This window comes from Qaidamihabitans albus (assembly GCF_016464705.1).
Classification (GTDB): Bacteria; Actinomycetota; Actinomycetes; order Mycobacteriales; family Pseudonocardiaceae; genus Qaidamihabitans; species Qaidamihabitans albus.
In genome coordinates this window covers 37,553-55,690 of the sequence record NZ_JAEHOB010000004.1, presented here as the reverse complement: position 1 = coordinate 55,690, position 18,138 = coordinate 37,553, and the positions used below count along the sequence as shown (strand labels likewise).

21 protein-coding genes and 1 pseudogene are annotated in these 18,138 nt (G+C 62.9%); 5 read left to right on the top strand and 17 right to left on the bottom strand.

The window, feature by feature from the left end:
• Nucleotides 1–575 precede the first annotated feature (575 nt).
• The 17 genes and pseudogenes from JAP66_RS33165 to JAP66_RS09070 form a co-directional block, all read right to left on the bottom strand.
• Nucleotides 576–890, bottom strand: a pseudogene (locus JAP66_RS33165) (site-specific integrase); the annotation flags it as partial.
• Nucleotides 868–1,083 carry an excisionase family DNA-binding protein gene (locus JAP66_RS09145; protein ID WP_199431210.1) on the bottom strand — a complete coding sequence of 72 codons (216 nt, stop codon included), beginning with the start codon at nucleotides 1,081–1,083 and terminating at the stop codon, nucleotides 868–870. The pseudogene JAP66_RS33165 and the gene JAP66_RS09145, both read right to left, overlap by 23 nt.
• Before the next feature lie 36 nt (nucleotides 1,084–1,119).
• Nucleotides 1,120–2,640, bottom strand: a complete 1,521-nt coding sequence (locus JAP66_RS09140; protein ID WP_235998897.1) for a replication initiator — start codon at nucleotides 2,638–2,640, stop codon at nucleotides 1,120–1,122.
• The gene (locus JAP66_RS09135) at nucleotides 2,637–2,909 is read right to left on the bottom strand and encodes a hypothetical protein (RefSeq protein ID WP_199431209.1); all 273 of its coding nucleotides are present in this window, start codon (nucleotides 2,907–2,909) and stop codon (nucleotides 2,637–2,639) included. Before JAP66_RS09135 ends, JAP66_RS09140 begins: the two co-directional genes overlap by 4 nt.
• Nucleotides 2,906–3,226 carry a hypothetical protein gene (locus tag JAP66_RS09130; protein WP_199431208.1) on the bottom strand — a complete coding sequence of 107 codons (321 nt, stop codon included), beginning with the start codon at nucleotides 3,224–3,226 and terminating at the stop codon, nucleotides 2,906–2,908. Before JAP66_RS09130 ends, JAP66_RS09135 begins: the two co-directional genes overlap by 4 nt.
• Before the next feature lie 36 nt (nucleotides 3,227–3,262).
• Nucleotides 3,263–3,436, bottom strand: coding sequence for a hypothetical protein (locus JAP66_RS09125; RefSeq protein WP_199431207.1), 174 nt, complete (start codon nucleotides 3,434–3,436; stop codon nucleotides 3,263–3,265).
• 119 nt (nucleotides 3,437–3,555) lie between these two features.
• Nucleotides 3,556–4,551, bottom strand: a complete 996-nt coding sequence (locus JAP66_RS09120) for a DUF932 domain-containing protein (protein ID WP_199431206.1) — start codon at nucleotides 4,549–4,551, stop codon at nucleotides 3,556–3,558.
• A 133-nt stretch (nucleotides 4,552–4,684) separates the two neighbouring features.
• Nucleotides 4,685–5,008 carry a hypothetical protein gene (locus JAP66_RS09115; protein WP_199431205.1) on the bottom strand — a complete coding sequence of 108 codons (324 nt, stop codon included), beginning with the start codon at nucleotides 5,006–5,008 and terminating at the stop codon, nucleotides 4,685–4,687.
• A complete protein-coding gene (locus JAP66_RS09110) occupies nucleotides 5,001–5,282 on the bottom strand; it encodes a hypothetical protein (RefSeq protein ID WP_199431204.1) in 282 nt (93 codons plus the stop codon). The genes JAP66_RS09115 and JAP66_RS09110 overlap by 8 nt, the downstream gene beginning before the upstream one ends.
• Entirely contained in the window at nucleotides 5,269–5,667 is a 399-nt protein-coding gene (locus JAP66_RS09105; RefSeq protein ID WP_199431203.1) for a hypothetical protein, read from the bottom strand. Before JAP66_RS09105 ends, JAP66_RS09110 begins: the two co-directional genes overlap by 14 nt.
• Nucleotides 5,668–5,792: 125 nt before the next feature.
• Nucleotides 5,793–6,053, bottom strand: coding sequence for a hypothetical protein (locus tag JAP66_RS09100; protein WP_199431202.1), 261 nt, complete (start codon nucleotides 6,051–6,053; stop codon nucleotides 5,793–5,795).
• The gene (locus JAP66_RS09095; RefSeq protein WP_199431201.1) at nucleotides 6,050–6,241 is read right to left on the bottom strand and encodes a hypothetical protein; all 192 of its coding nucleotides are present in this window, start codon (nucleotides 6,239–6,241) and stop codon (nucleotides 6,050–6,052) included. Before JAP66_RS09095 ends, JAP66_RS09100 begins: the two co-directional genes overlap by 4 nt.
• Before the next feature lie 79 nt (nucleotides 6,242–6,320).
• Nucleotides 6,321–6,566 (bottom strand): hypothetical protein, encoded by a 246-nt coding sequence (locus JAP66_RS09090; protein ID WP_199431200.1) that lies wholly within the window; start codon nucleotides 6,564–6,566, stop codon nucleotides 6,321–6,323.
• A 79-nt stretch (nucleotides 6,567–6,645) separates the two neighbouring features.
• Nucleotides 6,646–7,497 (bottom strand): FtsK/SpoIIIE domain-containing protein, encoded by an 852-nt coding sequence (locus tag JAP66_RS09085; protein ID WP_199431199.1) that lies wholly within the window; start codon nucleotides 7,495–7,497, stop codon nucleotides 6,646–6,648.
• The gene (locus JAP66_RS09080) at nucleotides 7,481–8,284 is read right to left on the bottom strand and encodes a hypothetical protein (RefSeq protein ID WP_199431198.1); all 804 of its coding nucleotides are present in this window, start codon (nucleotides 8,282–8,284) and stop codon (nucleotides 7,481–7,483) included. Before JAP66_RS09080 ends, JAP66_RS09085 begins: the two co-directional genes overlap by 17 nt.
• A 111-nt stretch (nucleotides 8,285–8,395) precedes the next feature.
• A complete protein-coding gene (locus tag JAP66_RS09075) occupies nucleotides 8,396–8,713 on the bottom strand; it encodes a hypothetical protein (RefSeq protein WP_199431197.1) in 318 nt (105 codons plus the stop codon).
• Nucleotides 8,714–8,754: 41 nt separating this feature from the next.
• Nucleotides 8,755–9,105 carry a hypothetical protein gene (locus JAP66_RS09070; RefSeq protein ID WP_199431196.1) on the bottom strand — a complete coding sequence of 117 codons (351 nt, stop codon included), beginning with the start codon at nucleotides 9,103–9,105 and terminating at the stop codon, nucleotides 8,755–8,757.
• Between the two features lie 212 nt (nucleotides 9,106–9,317).
• Between JAP66_RS09070 and JAP66_RS09065 the strand changes: the two genes are divergently transcribed.
• From JAP66_RS09065 to JAP66_RS09045, 5 genes are all read left to right on the top strand, one after another.
• The gene (locus JAP66_RS09065) at nucleotides 9,318–10,355 is read left to right on the top strand and encodes an NsdA family TPR-like regulatory protein (RefSeq protein WP_199431195.1); all 1,038 of its coding nucleotides are present in this window, start codon (nucleotides 9,318–9,320) and stop codon (nucleotides 10,353–10,355) included.
• A 159-nt stretch (nucleotides 10,356–10,514) separates the two neighbouring features.
• The gene (locus JAP66_RS09060; RefSeq protein ID WP_199431598.1) at nucleotides 10,515–11,210 is read left to right on the top strand and encodes a creatininase family protein; all 696 of its coding nucleotides are present in this window, start codon (nucleotides 10,515–10,517) and stop codon (nucleotides 11,208–11,210) included.
• A 308-nt stretch (nucleotides 11,211–11,518) separates the two neighbouring features.
• On the top strand, nucleotides 11,519–15,025 hold the full coding sequence (locus JAP66_RS09055) for a DEAD/DEAH box helicase family protein (RefSeq protein ID WP_199431194.1): 3,507 nt from the start codon (nucleotides 11,519–11,521) through the stop codon (nucleotides 15,023–15,025).
• Nucleotides 15,022–16,482, top strand: a complete 1,461-nt coding sequence (locus JAP66_RS09050; protein ID WP_199431193.1) for a restriction endonuclease subunit S — start codon at nucleotides 15,022–15,024, stop codon at nucleotides 16,480–16,482. The genes JAP66_RS09055 and JAP66_RS09050 overlap by 4 nt, the downstream gene beginning before the upstream one ends.
• On the top strand, nucleotides 16,479–18,017 hold the full coding sequence (locus JAP66_RS09045; protein ID WP_199431192.1) for a class I SAM-dependent DNA methyltransferase: 1,539 nt from the start codon (nucleotides 16,479–16,481) through the stop codon (nucleotides 18,015–18,017). The genes JAP66_RS09050 and JAP66_RS09045 overlap by 4 nt, the downstream gene beginning before the upstream one ends.
• Nucleotides 18,018–18,138 lie beyond the last annotated feature (121 nt).

Here is an 18,138-nt window from a genome sequence, read left to right as displayed (position 1 = left end):
TTCCTCCGGGCCTGCAGCGCGGCCGTGCACACGTCGATCAGCGGAAGCGTGTCCTCGGAGGCATCCGTCTTCGTCTGGCGATGCAACAGCTCGCGCCGAACACGTTGGAGCTGCAGGCCGACAGTCAGCTCCCCCGCGTCGAGGTTCACGTCGTCCCACATCAAGCCGAGCACTTCGCCCTTGCGCAGTCCGAGCACCAGGATCAGGACGTAGGCCGCATACAGCGGGTCGCTGTCGGCCTTGGCGGACTCGAGGAACTTGCGGGCCTCGTCGCTGGTCCAAGCCTTGCCTTTGCGTTTGCGGGTGGACGGCAGGGTGACGTGGGCGGCGACGTTGCGGGTGATCAGTTCGTCGGTGATGGCCTGGTTCAGCGCACGGCGCAGGCAGGCGCGGATGTCACCGATCATGCGGGCGGACGGGGTGTCCTCGCAGCAGTGGCCGATCGCGCAACAGCGGCGCTTCTCCGGCGGGCGGCGGGTGTCCTTGCCCTGGGCGCAGCACTGACAGACGTGCGGCAGCTTGTTCAGCCACGTCTGGACGTCCTGCACCTGAAGCCGGTCCAGCCGTCGTTCCCCGATCCAGGGGTTGATGTAGAGGCGGACGAACAACTCGTAGTTGACGTAGGTCAGCGGGGCACGGTTGGGTTTGATGACCTCGTCCAGCCAGTACGCGAGGTACTCACGCAGGCGCGGGACCTTGGTGGCTACCGGGCCCTGCTTGGCCCGATGGTGCAGCTTGATCCACTTCTCGTGGACGATCTCGCGGGTCGGGCCGTAGACGTACTTGCGTTTGCGTTTGCCGGTCGGGGTCCGGACCCAGACGTAGCCTGCGTATCCGTTGCGGTACGGGAAGATCGAGCCTTCGCCGTTAGAGCGCGAGCGGCCACTCATCTTCGGCCTCTTTCGCTCGGCGCTCGATGAATTCGTCGACCCATTGCGGCAGGATCCGGCGGCTGCGGCCGACCTTCACCGAGCGGATCTCACCTTCGATGATGAGCATCCGGGTCTTGGACACGCCGAAACCGAGCATCTGGGCGACCTCGGCGACGGTGTGCCACTTGGGTTGGTGGACTCGTTCCTGCATTCGTGCTGCTCCTTTCCGGGGGACGGTCTCCTTCTGTTAGGCGGCATGACGTTCGAGCTTGCGGGTTGCGGCGTACTCGCGCGCTTTGGCGGCGGAGGTGGCGGCGAGTTCAGCGTCGCCGAGCGTGAGCCAGCCGATGCCGGCGTAGGTGAGGTCACCGACGATGAGGGTGGTGTCCTCGTCGAGGTGCTCGGCGGTGCGGTGACCACCGTTGCGGAGGATTTGCTGACTGCGCTGGTAGACGCGGCGGATGGTCTTGCGGGTGGGTCCGTAGCGGCCGGACTTGGTGGTGAAGTGGCCGCCGAAGCCGAGCATGTGTGCCCAGCGGCGGAGTTTGCCGTAGGTGTGCTGCCACTGCTGGCGGGCGATGGCTTCGTCAGTGGTGCCCGGTGGGTACCAATAGGCCCGGTCGTCATCGGGAGTACCGGGGTCGTGCGGGTTGGCGCCGAGGTCCCAGCAGGTGGCGATGAGCGTTCCGGTGTGGGTCTGGTAGTCGGCGTAGCGGCCGATGGTCTCGCTGGTCAGCCGCCGGGAGAGGTGACCAGTCGTTTCGGTCGATTTGGTCGCGTACTTGGCGACGTATCCGGCGACCATCTCTTCGGTGATGTCGATCCCACCGACGCGGGTCAACGGCCGGTTGACGAGTTGCTGGCCCCAGGTGATGAGCCAACCGTCCGGTCTGGCGGGGATGTCGTCGGTGCCGGGGTGAGGCGGTGTGCGGTAGGCGGTGGCGCGGGCGGCATCGAGAATGAACTGGTCGAGATCGGCGGACGTGATGTTGGGTGGCGGCGGGAGGATGGCGTCCGGGTCGGTGGGGTCTCGCCGATCGAGGCGGATGATGGCGTGGAAGTGGACGATGCCGCGGTGTTGGTATTCGGCGACTTTGCCGTAGCTGACATCGAGGGTAGCGCCGTGGTGCTTGCCGAGGCGGGCGACAAGCCGTCGCAGGGTGATGGTGGTGCGGCGCCAGAGTTCGCTGGCGAAGGCGTTCCAGACGGCGTGGGCGGGGTAGTCGTAGCACTCGGGACACAGCGGTTTACCGAGACACGATGCGTTCTCGTGATGCCGCTGGGAGCACCAGGTGGGTTTGCCGTGCGGGCACAGGGTCATGGCACGGCGGATGCGGCACGGTTTGATGCGTCCGGACTTCTTCTCAACCGCGCGGGTGTGTACGGGTCCGAACGAGGGTGCGGTGAAGGTGGCGAAGACGGCGGGGTGGCTGGCAACCGTCTCGGGGGTGCCTTTGCCGCCGAGAAGTCCGGCTTTGATCAGGTGATAGGTGTCGGCGCGGTACAGCTCGGCACAGGACGGGCAGACGTCGGCGCGGCGGTTGCCGCAGGGGACGTAGAGCACGCCGTCGGGCATGGTCGCGGTGGTGCGGGTAGCGAGGATGTCGCCGGTGTCCGGATTGATGGTGTGCAGCCGCCCAGTTAGACGGACGGGCTGGGTGCAGCCCGCGGCGGTGCCGATGTGCTGGAGCCACTGCGCATGGTCGCGGTCCGCAGCACGCTCGAGGGTGGCGCTGCGGGCATCGAGCAGTGACGTGGTGGCGGTCATCGACGGGTCGGACTCCAGCGCAGGGTCTCGTCGGGCAGGTCGTCGGCGGTCGGGTACAGCTCGACCCAGGTGGTGCCGAAGTACCGCAGGGCGGCGGCGAGCTGGCGAGTGAGGTTGAGCGCGGCGGTGCGGTCGAGGCGGACCTCGGCGGGCCAGCGGGTGGCCGGTGGTGCCGGGAAGGCCGTGAGGTGCACGAGCTGATCCGGCACAAACATGCTGACGCCGATCGCGGTGGCGCCCGGTTGCTGCTCAGGACGCATCGTGGTCACCACTGCAGGGTGGGGAAACGACCGTGGAAAAACTCGCGGGCGACCTGCTCAGCGCGAGCGCGTATCGTCGCGATCTCCTCGGGGCTACGACGGGCGAGCCAGCCGGTGAGATCGCCGTTGAAGACGACCTCGGCGTGAATGGCGTCCAGCGGGCTGACGCCGTCGGCGTAGAAGTTGTCCCCGAAGGTAGCCAGGTAGGAGCCGAGGGCGTCCACAACCTGGTGGGCCGTCAGCGAGTAGCCGGGACCCCACAGGAAGATTGGCGCACCACGAGCGTCCACGGTGGCCTCGTCGGTGTGATCGAGTGTCGTGGTCATGAGCTGGGTTCTCCTTTCTGTGACATGGTTTTCGGCTCAGGTGAAGATGGTGGTGAGAAAGGAGCCGACGGCGTTGCCTGCATCGGAGAGCCAACCTCCGATATGGGCGGTGGTGTCGGCGGCTTGGCGCGGCTGATTGACGATGAACAACAGCAGTAAGATGAGCACGAACGCGCCGAGCAGTCGGGCTCCGATTCGTTTGGAATGCATGGGTTTCTCCCTTCCTGGGACGGTCGGTGTCGGCCGTCACCCCCACCACCAGGCGCGGGTTCTCGGTCTGGTGGTGAGAGTCGCGGTCGAACCCGTTCGTCGGTGGGTTCGTGGCGAGGTCAGGCCGCGGCGAGCAGTTCGTAGGCGGTCTGCTTCTTGGCCCCGAGGGCTTGACTGGTCAGCACGCGGTGCGCGCGGGCGTCCGGTGTCTTGGCGGGCGCATAGTGGTCGAGGTACTCGGTGATGGCCTGCAAGCCTGCCCAGCGGGTGCCACGGATCGCGCTGTTGGTGTCGGTGTCGGCGAAGAGCTGGTGCAGGGTGCTGGTGCGGCGCTGGCGGTTGCGCTCGGCGCGCTTGCCTTCATCGTCGGGGTCGTAGGGCCAGAGCTGGTCCACGATGCCGTTGAACTGCGCATCCGTGAGGGTTTCCTGGATCAGGTGCTCGGCGGCGGTCTCGAAGGCGTCGCAGTACTGCCAGACGATGCCGAGCGCGGTGCGGACTTCGCTGATCTTGGTGCGGGCGGATTTGGTGTGCCGGATGCTGTAGCTGGCGCGGGCACTGTGCAGGGCCATGCGCTGGGTGTTGGCGCAGACGATGCGCACGGGGGTGACGATGACGCGCCAGGCGGTGGTGCCGTCGTGGCTGGACATCGCGGCGAGGTAGAGCTCGATGTCGTCGGTTCCGGCGATGGTGACGTGCTTGGGGAGTTTCATCGTGACGAAGGTCTCGCGGCCGCCGCGCAGGGATCCGGCGGTTTCGAAGTGGGCGCCGCCTTCGTCGACGAGCAGGTTGAGTAGTTCGCAGTGTTCTTCGTTCTGCACGACGGTGTAGTCCTTGCCGACCACGGCCAGGACTTCCGGCTTGCTGGTCTTGGGGTGGGTACGGACGGTCGCGTAGTGGTCGGGCACCTCCAGGGTGGTGACGCCGTCCGAGGTGACTTCGGCGGCGGTGAGGGGAAGTAGGCGGACGTTCCAGCCACCGAGGTAGGCGGTGGTCATGACGTCTTCGGCGGTAAGGCAGTCACGGGTGACCGTGCCGAGTTGGTGCCAGGCATCCTGACGCGCGGTAACGAAGGCGGTGGTGCCGTCCTCGAAGGTCTCGAGGTCGTGTGCCATGGCTGGTTTCCTTTCTGTGTAGGGGTTTCTGTGTTGACGGCTCAGGTGTGCGGCCGTCACCCCCACCACCAGGCCACGACTCTCGGGGCTGGTGGTGAGAGTCGCGGTCGAGCAACTGGTGAACAGGCAGGGGCTAGGGCCTGATCCAGAGTTCTGCCCAGCCGGGCACGGGCGGCCGTGGGCCGCACCGGATGAGATAAGTGCCGAGACGGTCGGCGAGTTCTTGCTCCGTGCGAGGTAGCTCGAGGTAGGTGCTGGCGAACAGGTCGCGCCAGATGTCGCTGGGGTCAGTGATCGCGCCGGTGGAGGCGAAGCTGTAACCGAAGCTGGCTTGGCCACCGTGGTAGAGGGCGGCGATGGTGCGAGCGGCGGCGTCGCTGATCTCCTCGCCAAGCGGCAGTGTGGCCAGGTAGTGGTAGAGCGCGTCGAGATCGCCTGAGTGGCGCGTGTCAGTCATCGCGGACCTCCTGCTCGTAGGTGCGAATGCCATCGGCGTAGCCGGAGAGGTATTCCGCGGCCATGTCACAGGCGAGCGCGCGGTACTCGGCAGCCGTGGTTTCGACGACGTCTCCAGCGAGCAGGTAGTCGAGAAGCTGGAGGGGTGTGCGTCCGGTGAGGATGGTGTCGTCGCCAGATTCGGGCCAGCCGTAGGCGGTGCAGAAACTCGCGTGGCTCCAGCCGTGGTTCTCACCGAGGGCGTTGGCCTGTTTCAGCAGATCAAGCTTGTCCATGATCAGGCTCCTTTGCGATCCATGGGGTTTCGTCGGTCTTGAGTCCGATGCGGCCGATGTGGGCCCAGGCGGTGTTGAGGTGCCGCTCGGCGGTGTCCAGGGATGCGTCGAGGTCGCGCAATGCGGAGTCCGCGTGTCCAAGGGACTCTCGTGGGTTGAGCCCGGCTGAGCCGTAGTGGTCGCCGGGGTCGAACGCCAGGAGATCGGGAAAGGTGTCCAGGAAATCGCGGATGTTGCCCAACAGTGCAACCAGACCGCCGAGAAACGGATACAGATCCGGGACGATAATCGTCTTATTGCGGCGATGAGCGAACAGACGTTGCTGGGCTTGATAGACCGCATCACAGGCACGGTCGAGCTTGCGTGCGGGATAGTCGTCGGTCATATCGGCCTCCGTTGTGTGTCGGATTGACGGGCGAGGCATTCGTCCGTCACCCCCATCACCAGGCGGAGAAATGCGTGAATCTTGGGCCTGGTGGTGAGAGTCGCGGGCGAAAGCCGCAAGGAGGGTCAGAACAGTGCGTGTTGGCTGCGGCATGACTGGCACAACCGGTTGCCGTCAAGATCCCCAGAGAAGCGGGTGCGGCAGTGGATGCAGAGGCGGTCGTGGTGTTCCCGGCAGTCGCGGCACCAGATGATGCCGGTGTAGTCGTCCGGGTAGTAGGTCTTGCAGTCCGGGTACCTTCGGATACCGGGCATGTGGGACTTGCGCCCGATGCGGAGTTGGTGGATGGCCCAGGTGAGGTACTCGTCGGTGAACCGGGCGATCATGGTGACTTCCCGGTCTTCTCGCGGTGGATCGGCCGGTTGAGGTCGATCAGCACCAGGGCCGTGAGACCGCCGCCGATGAGGAGTACCAGCAGGGCGATGGTGGTCATGATCGTGTTCACGATGGGGAAGATCGCCGAGAGGAAGCCGAGGAGGCAGAACACGGCGATTCCGAGAACAGCAGGTCGCATGGTGGTCACGTCCTTTCAGCAGGGTTCGGTGCGGATGCCGCCGCGAGGGCCGAAGAACGCTCGGCGGTCCGGGTAGAAGTCACCGCCGCATTGGCGGGGGATCGCTCAAGAAGACCTGGATTTCCGCCGCGTGGTCGGCCAGGTGGGCAACATGTTCGATACGGCCGTCGGCGAAGGCGTGATCGCACAACCAATGCCCGTTGGAGTTGTAGCGTTCGCGCAGCGCGTCAGTGACGGCCCGCAGGTTGGGGAAGACTTCGAGGTCTTTCTCCGGATCGGGCGGGCTGCAGGAATTGCCGCCGTAGAACAGTCCGTAGACGGTCATGGGCGCACTCCTCCTGTACTGCGAATAGCGGTTGATCTATTCGTGCGTTCGGAAAATGGGATTCAGGGGTGCCGCGAATTCACGCGGAACGGCGCAGGTCGCGGGTGAAGGCGACGATGGCGCGGATGTCGGAGTCGCTGAGGTAGGCGGCTTTGAATCGTTGCGGGATGCCGCCTTCGGCGAGCAGCCAGCCGACACCGGCTGCGGTAGGGTCGATGGTCTTGGCGGAGTAGCCCTCGGTGGCCCATCCGACGGACAGGATGATGTCGGAGCTGGAATCGGTGGTGCAGCGGAACGCGACCCGGTAGCCGAAGAGGTCCCGCAGGCTGGTGGGGATGATGTCGGCGCTGGGCCGCTGGGTGGCGGCGATGGTGATGATCCCGGCGGCGCGTCCACGGGCGACGATGTCGCGTAACAGGCGCACGAAGTCTTCGCGCTGGTCCTTGCTGCCGTAGGTGGCCGAGAACAGGGCGAGTTCGTCGATGACGAACAGGATGGCGTCGAGGCCGTCGTCACGAGTGATCTTGCGGCGGCCCGCCTGGCGGAGCATGGCGTAGCGGATGTCCAGCTCGTGCTGGAGTTCGTGCAGCTTGTCCAGGGCCAGGTCCATGTCGTTGCCGACGAAGACGTCCGCGACCGGATGCCAGGGGTCGAGTTCGACCTGTTTGCCGTCGAAGAGCCACAAGCGGCAGTCCGCGGAGAGGGCTCCGTGGGCGACGATGGTGTTCACCAGCGAGGACTTGCCCGAGCCGGGCTCGCCTCCGGCGATGAGGTTCTTGTAGGCCACAGTGACACGCACGGGTTGGCCGTACTCGTCGACGCCGAAGTGCATCGGGTCGTAGATCGACAGTCCCGCTACGGGGACTGTGGGGGCGGTCCTGCCACGGGAAGGGGTACCGCCGTGGTTGTGCTGGTTAGTCGAGATCGACATAGTCACTCACGTCCATTCCGCCGAACCCCTCCACGACCGGTGGAGGTACGGCACCGTTGCTGTTGGGTTTCTTGGCGCGCTCCGAGCGAGGCGTCCCGTTGCTACTGGCACGGCTCGGCTGCGGTGTGCTGACCTCGACGTCTTCACGTCGGGGCAGGGGCACCGTGTTGGCGTCGTCGGGTTGGGCCGGGTGGACGTGGTCGAGCACGTCCGGGGCCAGCTGGGCCGACTCCAAGGGGTCTCGGCGCACGATGTGCACGACCAGCGAGGCGGCACGCTTGCGGCTGGGTTCGATGCGGCACTCTCGTGCCCAGCAGGACACAGCGAGCTTGTCCGCCACCCGTTCGATGTCGTTGACCGACAGGCCGGCGGGCAGCCATACTCGGATGCGCTCCCCGACTGAGGTCGGCCGTGACCAGATCAGATACGGCAGGGTGCCGTCGTAGGTCATCGTCCAAGTACTGCGAAAGCATGCGCGTGCGCGATGCCGCGAGAAGACACACCAATAGCGGCGGGTCACATACCGGCGAGCCGGTTTGACCACCAGCACCAGCAGCACGATCCCGATGAGGATCGTCCACAGGCCCCAGGTGGGCAGCTTGGCAGACAGCCACCAGTAGATGAGGCCCACACAGAGGGCAAGGCAGAGTTCCACGCGAGCGCGGATGATGCGACCGACCACCGTGCCGATCCAGGTGCGCTGTGGGCGCATGATGAATTCGAACGCGCCGGTCCGTGCGGACTGGCGAACTCGCCCACCGCGGCGGAAAGTACTGGATTTAGCCATGACTCACCTCCACGTGAGTAAGCAAATGAATTGATGTGGGCACAGGGCCGGTTTCACTCGGTATCGAGATCACATGTCCGGCCCTGTGGCCACCAACTTCTGTGCAAGGGGTTAGCGATCTGTCAGGATCGCTCCGGTGAACTGGAGGCCGTCGACCGTGACGGTCTTCAGTTCACTGCCGGTTTCGGAGAACACGGCCGCTGCGAAACACACTTGGTACCAGGACATCAGCACCGTGTAGTCACGGCACAAACCCGAGTACTGGTCCCACAAATGGGCGCGCTCCTCGTCGGTCGTGGACTCTGTTACCCACTGGGCAACGCGATCCACAAGCTTTCCCAAGTTCGTCACCGCAACGAAGTAGCGATCACTTGTTGCGTAAAGATCATCAGTTGACATACCTGGAGCGCTCAGTTCGATACCAGACATGATTCTCCGATCACGTGCCGGAATGAAGGGTGTGCAAGTGATCAGGACTCAGCCTTGCCAGACCGCGACGAGTTCCCAGTCGGAACCGGGACCACAGCACGAGCGCGGAACGCGACCTTCGGCTTTCCACTGCCGTCAATCCACGGCATGGCCTGCAGACGCTCGATCGTCACCGACTGCCGCTGCGTCAACTGAGGCGGGTTGTCCGTCGCCACCGTGACCAGCACAGTCTCCGATCCGTCCGTTGTCCAGGCAACGAGCTGCACGGCATGCAGAGGCAGATTCGTACCACCCTGCTTATCCCGCCGCTGGTTCCCATCCTTGTCCAGGCGAGGCTCAAACGACCTCGCCACCTGAAACTTCACACCCGTGGTGTCGATCATCAGATCCATAACTACGGTCCTCCCAAATAAGAGGTGTTGTCGATTCACTTCGCGACCGAATTTTTCGGTACGCAAGACAAGGTTGACGGGGCCGCAACAACTGAAAAAGAGACGCCAGGTAACTAGGGGTAACTCGATTCGAGTTACGTCTGGACGGATGAAAAGAGGAGTGGGAAAATGGTCCGCCCACCGTGTACCGATCGGCGCAGGGAGGAGCCATCGTGGTGCACCCGATGAAGGAGGCGCGCAACCTCAGAGGTTGGTCTGTCACGCAGCTACAGATGCGCCTTTACGCTGAAGCTTCGAAGACCGGGCTGAAGCTGCCGGACAAGACCAGTCTGCGGGTGATGATCTCGAAGTGGGAGAACGGACACCGGCAGCCAGACTCGATGTACCGGTCACTTCTGGAATCGATCTACGGACTCCCTGCGCCAGCTCTCGGCTTCGAAACCGACGAAGGGTATGCGACCGACCCAGCAGAGGGCGCGCTCCAGACGCTGGCTCGGCGAGCAGGTTCACGTGCATTGGAGCAGCCTGCGTTCCAGCAATACTTCACCGATCAGCTCGCTCAGCACGTCGTGGCAGACAACCTGCTCGGCCCCAGCTTCGTGGTGGGTACCGCGGAAGCCCAGGCTTCCGATTTGACGCGGCTCATCAACCGGTCGGGTGAGCGCGCGCCGCTTGAAGTGTTCAGACTGGCAGCGCGGTTCAACGAGTTCACGGGATGGCTGCTGCAGGACAGCACACAGCTGAAAGATGCGCTTGACTGGACGAATAAGGCAGTTGACCTGGCGAAGGTCTCAAACGATCTGGCGGTATCCGCCTACTGCCTGATGCGCAAGAGCGCAATCTTGGAAGATCTCGGTCGAGGACGAGAGGCACTGGCGGTAGCTACCGAGTCCGTCGAGCTGGCGCAGCGGGTCGCTCCCGAACTGCTCCCTGTCTGCTACAAGCAGCAAGCATTGGCTACAGCCGCGTGCGCGAAGGCGAGGGACGCCGAGCTGCTACTCGAGATAGCTCTCGACACGGCGGAGAAGCAGGCTCCATCGAGCCTGGGCGAGTACTGCACGCCAGCGTACGTGGAAATGGAAGCCGCACGGTGCTGGATCAGTCTCGGCCGCCCTGAGAAGGCTGTGGACGCATGCCAGACCGCGCTGAACCACTGGCCCACGGAGCTGGTGCGAGACCAGTCGCTCTGTGCAGCTCACCTCATGCTTGCGCTGACTCAGACCATGAGATCGACGAAGCGTGTCCCGTGACCCAGAACGTCGTATCGTTGATCGAGGACGCCCCGTCCGCCCGGGCCATCCAGACCGCCAGGCAAGCAGCCAAGCTGTTGGCTCCATACCGGCAGTCGAAGCAAGTGCGGGCGGCGCTCCAAGAGATCACTCAAGTGGCGTAGAGAGGGCCGGGCATTGCTGATCACCACCGCGAGCTCCCACGATGTGCGGGACCAAGGTTCCGACATTGCTGTCCTACCTATTGGCAGCTTCGAGCAACACGGTGATCATCTCCCGCTCGCGACCGACACCCTGATCGCATGCTCGATCGCTCGACGAATCGCGAACGTCTACAGCCTCTTCCTGCTACCGCCGATCACCATCAGCTGCTCTCACGAGCATGCTGACTTCGCAGGCCCCGTCAGCATCAGCGCGACCACCGTGCACCGTGTCATCGGCGACATCCAGGAATCACTGAATCGTTCCAGTGTGGCGAAGCTCGTCCTGATCAACGCACACGGCGGCAACTACGTCCTCAGCAACGTTGTGCAGGAGTCGAACGCGCATGGTCAGCGCATGGTCCTGTACCCCTCATCCACCGAGTGGGAGCAAGCGCGACGTACGGCCGGCCTGACGACGAACGTCCACGAGGACATGCACGCTGGTGAAGCAGAGACCTCAATCTTGCTAGCTGAGCAGCCTGACCTGGTAGCACCAAGTTACGGCGAGGCCGACTGGACTGCTGACGACCGCCGACACCTCCTGAGCGAAGGTGTCATGGCGTACTCGAAATCCGGTGTGATCGGGCGGCCATCACTAGCCACCGCAGACAAAGGCAAGAGGCTGCTCGACGCCTTCGCCGCTCAGTTCAAGCCTTACCTTGGTCTTGTCTAGGCTTTGGTGGTGGCCAACTAAGCGGATACTCACAATGGTTTGTCTCGGCAACTCCCCTGCCAAGTCACAGCGGTCGGATCTTGCACACCACGCAGCTCACTGGCACCAGGCTGGTACCGACAACAAGCTCTGACCCAGACGCAAGCCGTGTACGTATCGTAACCAAGACGGCGATAACGATTCAGACACGGCTCGTAACGAAGATCCGAAGCCGTACGACCGCGCAAGGAGCGATCGTATCGACGCAGACTGTGACATATGGTGGCCTCTGAGTCCTGGGTTGAGACGTGCCTATGGGGGTAGATTGCGTGCCAGCTGACAAGCGAATTCACGAACTCGCTGCTGCGGTGCCGAACTTCGGTTACCTCCTCGTGCATGACCCTTTGTTAGTCATGTATGGGGCAATGGCCGAGCAACTCGTGTTCGACGATCCGAACACGTCCATGGTGAAGTGTCGCCAGTTTGGCGAAGCGCTCACAGCGCAAGCCTTCTCTCAATTCGGTATACCGGGTATGCCAGACAAGCAGCACCAACGTCTGAAAATCCTTAGCGACCAAGGCTTCGTGAACCAGCGAGTCCGCTGGTGGTTCGATGAGGTCCGCCGGATCGGTAACAAGGCCAACCACGAGGGTTTCGCCGCGCAACGGGAAGCGCTCCTGCTCCTGCGTGCTTCCTACGAACTCGGCGCCTGGTTTCACCGTACCGTCGCCGACCAGCCCGACGTGCCCGCCTTCATTCCTCCGCAACCTCGCAAAGAGGCTACGCCGACCTCCACCGCTGATGCCGAGGCTCTGGGCGAACTACACAGTCTGCTCGAAGCGCAGCGCGCCGAACTGGTCGAGATGCGTCTGAAGCTGGACGAGCATCACGAGCTCCAAGCTGCGGAGGAGGCCGCGCGACGACAGGCAGTCGAAGAAATCCAGCAGACTATGCAGGCGCAGGCCGGCATGGCGGAACTGATCAAGAATCTCACCAATCAGGTCGATGATCTCCAGCGCCGCCTCACGGACAAGGCCGAGCACACCACGGCAATCGACCCAGCCACCCGAGACGAGTACGTCGAACGCGCCCAATCCGCTTCCCGGCGCCCACTCAACGAGGCGCAGACCCGTCGGCTCATTGACCGGATGCTCGCTCACGCGGGCTGGACGGTGCAGGACATCAGCGACACTAATGTCCACGCCTCTCAGGGCGTCGCCGTTCGTGAGGTCCCCACGGCGAAGGGCCGCGCCGACTACTTTCTCTACGTCGACGCCAAACTCGTCGGTGTACTGGAAGCCAAACGCGAGGGCATCAGTCTCGGGGCGGTCGATCAGCAAACCGCGCGGTACGCCGCGAACCTCGATGCGGGGCAACGGCTAGCGGCATGGCGGACTCCCTTGCCATTTCGCTATGAGTCGACAGGTGTGGAGACCAGGTTCACCAACACTCTGGATCCGATCGTGCGGCCGCGCCGGGTGTTCTCCTTCCACCAGCCATCCACGATCGCGCGGTGGATGCGGGATGCGGACACCAACGAGGCTGTTCCGACCTACCGTCACCGGTTGCGTCACATGCCGCCTCTGAACGAGGAAGGTCTCCGTGACGCACAAGTCGAGGCGATCAAGGGGTTGGATGTATCGCTTTGCGCCGACCGCCCACGTTCACTGATCCAGATGGCTACGGGCGCGGGCAAGACCTACACCATGGTCACCGAGACATACCGGCTGCTACGGCACGCGAACGCACGACGTGTGCTGTTCCTCGTCGACCGCAACAACCTAGGCCGCCAAGCACAGAGCGCGTTCGACAACTACCGCACGCCCGACGACGGAACCCCGTTTTCTGAACTATACAACGTGCAGCGCCTGCGAAGCGACGTCGTACTCGGCTCCACACACGTGGTGATCAGCACCGTGCAGCGGCTCTACGCCATGCTCAGCGGGCAGCCGCTGCCTGACGTCGACGAACCGGACGACTCCGAGCCCGACGGCCCAGTCGAAGTGCAGTACAACCCAAGCGTGCCGCCGGAGACGTTCGACCTAGTAATCGTGGACGAGTGTCACCGTTCCATCTATGGCAAGTGGCGTGGGGTGTTGGAGTACTTTGACGCGCATCTGATCGGACTGACGGCGACACCCGTGCAGCAAACGTTCGGGTTTTTCCACGAGAACCTCGTCAGCCAGTACACCTACCGCCAGGCCGTTGCCGACGGCGTCAACGTCGACTACGACATCATGCGTATCCGTACCGAGGTCGGTGAACACGGCGGTTCGATCCCCGCGAACGTGCCCGTGCGCATCGTCGACCTGCACACCAAGAAGATTCGGTACGAGCCGCTGGACACCACGCTGGATTACAACGCCGACGCCATCGGGCGCACGGTGATAAATCCCAGCCAGATCCGCAAGGTTATCCAGCAGTTCCACGACGACTGGCCGCAGTACTTCCCGAAGCGCACCCACGTGCCTAAGACATTGATCTTCGCGAAGACTGACCAACACGCCGACGACGTCGTGCAGATCGTGCGCGAGATCTTCACTGGGGACAACAAGTTCTGCGCCAAAGTCACCTACCGCGCCGACAACCCCGAACAGTTGATCTCTGACTTCCGCAACGATCCGGCTTTCCGGGTCGCCGTCACCGTCGACATGATCGCCACCGGCACCGACGTCAAACCCCTGGAGTGCGTGATCTTTCTCCGCGGCGTGTCCAGCGCAACCTACTTCGAACAAATGAAGGGCCGCGGCGCACGCACCATTGACGCCGACGAGTTCCAGAGGGTCACCCCAGACGCTCGCGCCAAGGAGAAATTCCTGCTTGTCGATCCGATCGGTGTCGCAGACTCACCGCTCGTGGACGCCAAACCATTGCAACCCGCGAGCCAACGGCAAGTCAACCTGGAGAAGCTGCTGACCAAGGCCGCCAGCCAGAGCATCAACACCGAGGAAGCGGCTGCACTTGCGTCACGTCTAGGCAGGCTGAATCGCGACATCACCCCCGTTGAACAGGAAGAGCTCACTGACCTTGCGGGCGGCCAACCACTACAACAGATCGTCCAGGAGATAGAACGCGCCACCGACGAGGATGCCCAGGAGCAGGCGTTCCAGTCCGGTGGAGAAGAGGCCCAACGCACCCTGGTGCTCAACGCTGTCAGGACCCTTGCTGAACGTCCTGAGCTGCGCAAACGCATCATCGAAATACGCCGCAAGTATGACCTGCACTACGACGAGCACACTATTGACACGACCATTTCGGTGGAGGCCCGCCGTATGGATGAGGACACCGCGCGGCACACAGTAGAGGACTGGCGACAGTACATGGCTGACCATGCTGACGAGATCGCCGTATTCCGCGTCGCCTTCAGCGATCCACGTCGGGACCCGGCCGAGTTGTACAAAATGCTCAAGCGACTCGCCACGAGGATCGAGGCGCCGCCGCACCGCTGGACGCCGGAACGGTTGTGGCACGCCTACGAGAACCTGGGGATCGCCAAGGGCAACGGCCGCCGGAAGGACATCCCTCACCTCATGGCCATCCTCCGGTTCGAACTCGGACTCGACCAAGAACTTCACCCGCCCCTGTCCAAGGTCGAGGAGAACCTCGCCAACTGGATCGCTCGGCAGGAGCAGGCCGGTGCGCGGTTCACCGTCGATCAACGGTGGTGGCTAGAGAAGATCGCCGCAACCATCGCCAACCGCCTGTCGGTCAGCCATGAGGATCTGGACACGGTACCGTTCACCGAGCGCGGCGGCGTCGACGGCTTCATCCGACACTTCGGCGACGACCGCGCCGAACACCTACTGGCCGACCTGAACAGGAACCTTCCCGCATGAGCGACCTACCACCCGGCTGGGAATGGACAACGCTGGGAGAAATCGGCGAATGGTTCGGCGGTGGAACACCCTCGAAGAGTAAACCAGAATTTTGGACAGATGGGACCATCCCTTGGCTCTCGCCAAAGGATATGGGTAGCGAGAAACTCGGCAGGACGCGCGATCATATAACCTCGGAAGCAGTCGATAGATCTGCGGTCCGGTTGGTGCCGGACGATTCCGTAGCGGTCGTCGTGCGTTCCGGGATTCTAGAACACAAGCTCCCAGTGGCGCAGGTCCCGTTTGCGACCACTTTGAATCAAGATATGCGCTCGGTTGTTACGTATCCTGGTGTCGAATCTGCGTGGATCGCGTACTATCTACGAAGCGCGGAGCAGGAAATTCTCAGCGAATGCAGCAAGCGCGGAACGACGGTTGCCTCGATAGATACTTCGAAGCTCATGGGATTCCGAGTACCGCTACCGTCAACCGCGGAGCAACGACGCATCGTCGCCAGTCTCGAAGACCACCTGTCCCGCCTCGATGCAGGCAAGCAGATCCTTGACAAGGCCAAAGTAAGAACGAAGAGGCTGGACCGAAGTATAGTTTCATCGGCACTTCAAGGCGAGCTCGCTGAACCGAGTGCCGCGGATACTCCACTGCCCACGTACCTCAATTCCATCGCAGAATACCGGCAAATTCGCGCAAGGGGCGAGCCTGCCAAAGCGACGGGGACAATCGAGGTCTCGGTGCCGAGTTGGTGGGCGGCGGTCTCTTTGGCCACACTTTCACGGCGGATACAGTATGGCACGTCCGCAAAAGCGACAGTAAATGACGATGGCGCCTCAATCCCCGTAATCCGAATGGGGAATATTCAGGGCGGAGCGATCACAAACGAGTCCATGAAGTACCTCCCTGCTAGCCATCCGGATATCTCGAAGCTGCTCCTCCAAGATGGCGATATTCTATTCAATCGGACAAATAGTTTTGATCTGGTTGGCAAATCTGCCGTTTACCGAGATTCGCATGGTCCCGCCGTGTTCGCTTCGTATATCATTCGCTGCCAACTGGTTCCCGCGGTGAATCCTGATTGGATCTCGCTCGTTATTAACAGTATATTCGGGCGTCGATATATCGAGGCGGTCGCTAGTCAGCAAGTCGGCCAAGCGAACGTCAACGGTACGAAGTTGGCAGCAATGCCAATTCCATTGCCTCCACCGGAAGAACAAGATCGGATCATGTATGCAGTCAGGCAACTAGCTGACAGTGCTGAGCGTGGCTTGATTTCGATAGAAAGTGCACGTAAGGCGGCCGAGGACGTCCGCCGGTCGCTACTTGCGGAGGCTTTTGCTGGGAAGCTTGTGCCTCAGGATCCCAGCGATGAGCCCGCATCCGTGTTGTTAGAGCGTATCCGTAACGAACGTGCGGCGACACTGAAGACCAAGCGAGGTCGGCATAAAAAACAGGAGACGACGTGACGATACCAAAGACAGCTGCCGAAGTGAAGCAACTCGTTGACAAGCTCTGGAGCTACTGCCACGTGCTGCGACACGACGGCGTGTCGACCATCGACTACGTCGATCAGCTAACGTTGCTGCTGTTTCTAAAGATGGCTGACGAACGAGCCAGTCGGAAAGCATTCGGCGGCGGCAAGCAGATCATTCCGAAGAAGCTCGGCTGGCAAACACTCTTGGACACCGACGCTGAGGAGCTGCGGCACACCTACGAGGATATCCTCGAACAACTCGGCAAGAAGCCGGACACCGCTCTCGGACTCATCTACCACAGCGCCGAGAACAAGATCCGCAACGCGGCGACCTTAAAACGGCTAATCACGGACCTAATCGACACTGTGAACTGGTCCGGCACGGGCGTGGACATTAAGGGTGACGCGTACGAGGCGCTGTTGGAGAAAGGCGCGGAGGACATCAAGTCGGGCGCAGGCCAGTACTTCACGCCGCGTGCGCTAATCGAGGTCGTGGTCAAATGCATGCAGCCACGTCCGGACGATACAATCGTGGACCCGGCCTGTGGTACCGGCGGCTTCCTGCTCGCTGCTCACGACTACATCGTGCGTGAGTACGGCGAGCACCTCACTACGGAAGAAGCCCACGCCCTGCGCGCCGGTGGCATCTCCGGCATAGAACTCGTGCACGGGACCGCCCGCCTGGCGCAGATGAACCTGCTGCTGCACGGTATCGGCGACCCAGGCGAGAAGGCGCTGATCGATGTCCGCGACGCGCTGGCCCGGCCGCCGAGCGCGCAGGAGCGCCCGAGCCTCGTGCTGGCGAATCCGCCGTTCGGCCGCAAGTCCGGATTCACCACGGTCGATGGGTTCGGCAAGACCACCCGCGAGGACGTCAGCTACGACCGGTCAGACTTCTGGGTAAGGACGAGCAACAAGCAGCTCAACTTCGTTCAGCACATCGCGAAGCTGCTCATGATCGAGGGTCGCGCGGCGGTCGTCGTGCCGGACAACGTGCTCTTCGAAGGTGGCGCGGGCGAGACGCTGCGCCGACGACTGCTCGCCGAGTGCGACGTGCACACGCTCTTGCGGCTGCCGACCGGCATCTTCTACGCGGGTGGCGTGAAGGCGAACGTGCTGTTCTTCGATGCCAAGCGTGCCCGCCCCGAGAAGCCATGGACGAATAAGCTGTGGGTGTACGACTTCCGTACCGGCGAGCATTTCACGTTGCGGCAGAACAAGCTCCAGGCCCAGCACCTCGCCGAGTTCGTGCGATGCTACAACCCTGACGATCGGCATAACCGCACCGAGACCGAGCGCTTCAAGTCGTTCACCTACGACGAGTTGGTCTCCCGCGACAAAGCGAATCTCGACATAACCTGGATTCGCGACTCGGAGCTCGACAACGGCGACAATCTCCAACCGCCGGACGTGATCGCCCAGGAGATCGTGGACGACCTGCAGACGGCACTCACCGAATTCGCGGCAGTAGCCGAAGCCCTCCAACTAGCCAAAGCCGAACGCGGCGGCACAGATACCGACATCTAACGATGGGCCCCAGATAGCGACTACGGGCCGACTGACGAGCCCAGGGCGAGCAAAGCCGGCCCCGATTGAGCGAGGTGGACAACGTTGACCCCCAGATTGCCGACGCAAGTGCAGCACGTTG

What these genes read in the sequence shown, in the direction of transcription:
- JAP66_RS09085 (WP_199431199.1), bottom strand. Translation starts at nt 7,497, where the DNA reads ATGTCGATCTCGACTAACCAGCACAACCACGGCGGTACCCCTTCCCGT.
- JAP66_RS09115 (WP_199431205.1), bottom strand. Translation starts at nt 5,008, where the DNA reads ATGACTGACACGCGCCACTCAGGCGATCTCGACGCGCTCTACCACTAC.
- JAP66_RS09125 (WP_199431207.1), bottom strand. Translation starts at nt 3,436, where the DNA reads ATGCATTCCAAACGAATCGGAGCCCGACTGCTCGGCGCGTTCGTGCTC.
- JAP66_RS09090 (WP_199431200.1), bottom strand. Translation starts at nt 6,566, where the DNA reads ATGACCGTCTACGGACTGTTCTACGGCGGCAATTCCTGCAGCCCGCCC.
- JAP66_RS09100 (WP_199431202.1), bottom strand. Translation starts at nt 6,053, where the DNA reads ATGATCGCCCGGTTCACCGACGAGTACCTCACCTGGGCCATCCACCAA.
- JAP66_RS09095 (WP_199431201.1), bottom strand. Translation starts at nt 6,241, where the DNA reads ATGCGACCTGCTGTTCTCGGAATCGCCGTGTTCTGCCTCCTCGGCTTC.
- JAP66_RS09130 (WP_199431208.1), bottom strand. Translation starts at nt 3,226, where the DNA reads ATGACCACGACACTCGATCACACCGACGAGGCCACCGTGGACGCTCGT.
- JAP66_RS09140 (WP_235998897.1), bottom strand. Translation starts at nt 2,640, where the DNA reads ATGACCGCCACCACGTCACTGCTCGATGCCCGCAGCGCCACCCTCGAG.
- JAP66_RS09145 (WP_199431210.1), bottom strand. Translation starts at nt 1,083, where the DNA reads ATGCAGGAACGAGTCCACCAACCCAAGTGGCACACCGTCGCCGAGGTC.
- JAP66_RS09050 (WP_199431193.1), top strand. Translation starts at nt 15,022, where the DNA reads ATGAGCGACCTACCACCCGGCTGGGAATGGACAACGCTGGGAGAAATC.
- JAP66_RS09110 (WP_199431204.1), bottom strand. Translation starts at nt 5,282, where the DNA reads ATGGACAAGCTTGATCTGCTGAAACAGGCCAACGCCCTCGGTGAGAAC.
- JAP66_RS09070 (WP_199431196.1), bottom strand. Translation starts at nt 9,105, where the DNA reads ATGGATCTGATGATCGACACCACGGGTGTGAAGTTTCAGGTGGCGAGG.
- JAP66_RS09120 (WP_199431206.1), bottom strand. Translation starts at nt 4,551, where the DNA reads ATGGCACACGACCTCGAGACCTTCGAGGACGGCACCACCGCCTTCGTT.
- JAP66_RS09105 (WP_199431203.1), bottom strand. Translation starts at nt 5,667, where the DNA reads ATGACCGACGACTATCCCGCACGCAAGCTCGACCGTGCCTGTGATGCG.
- JAP66_RS09080 (WP_199431198.1), bottom strand. Translation starts at nt 8,284, where the DNA reads ATGGCTAAATCCAGTACTTTCCGCCGCGGTGGGCGAGTTCGCCAGTCC.
- JAP66_RS09075 (WP_199431197.1), bottom strand. Translation starts at nt 8,713, where the DNA reads ATGTCTGGTATCGAACTGAGCGCTCCAGGTATGTCAACTGATGATCTT.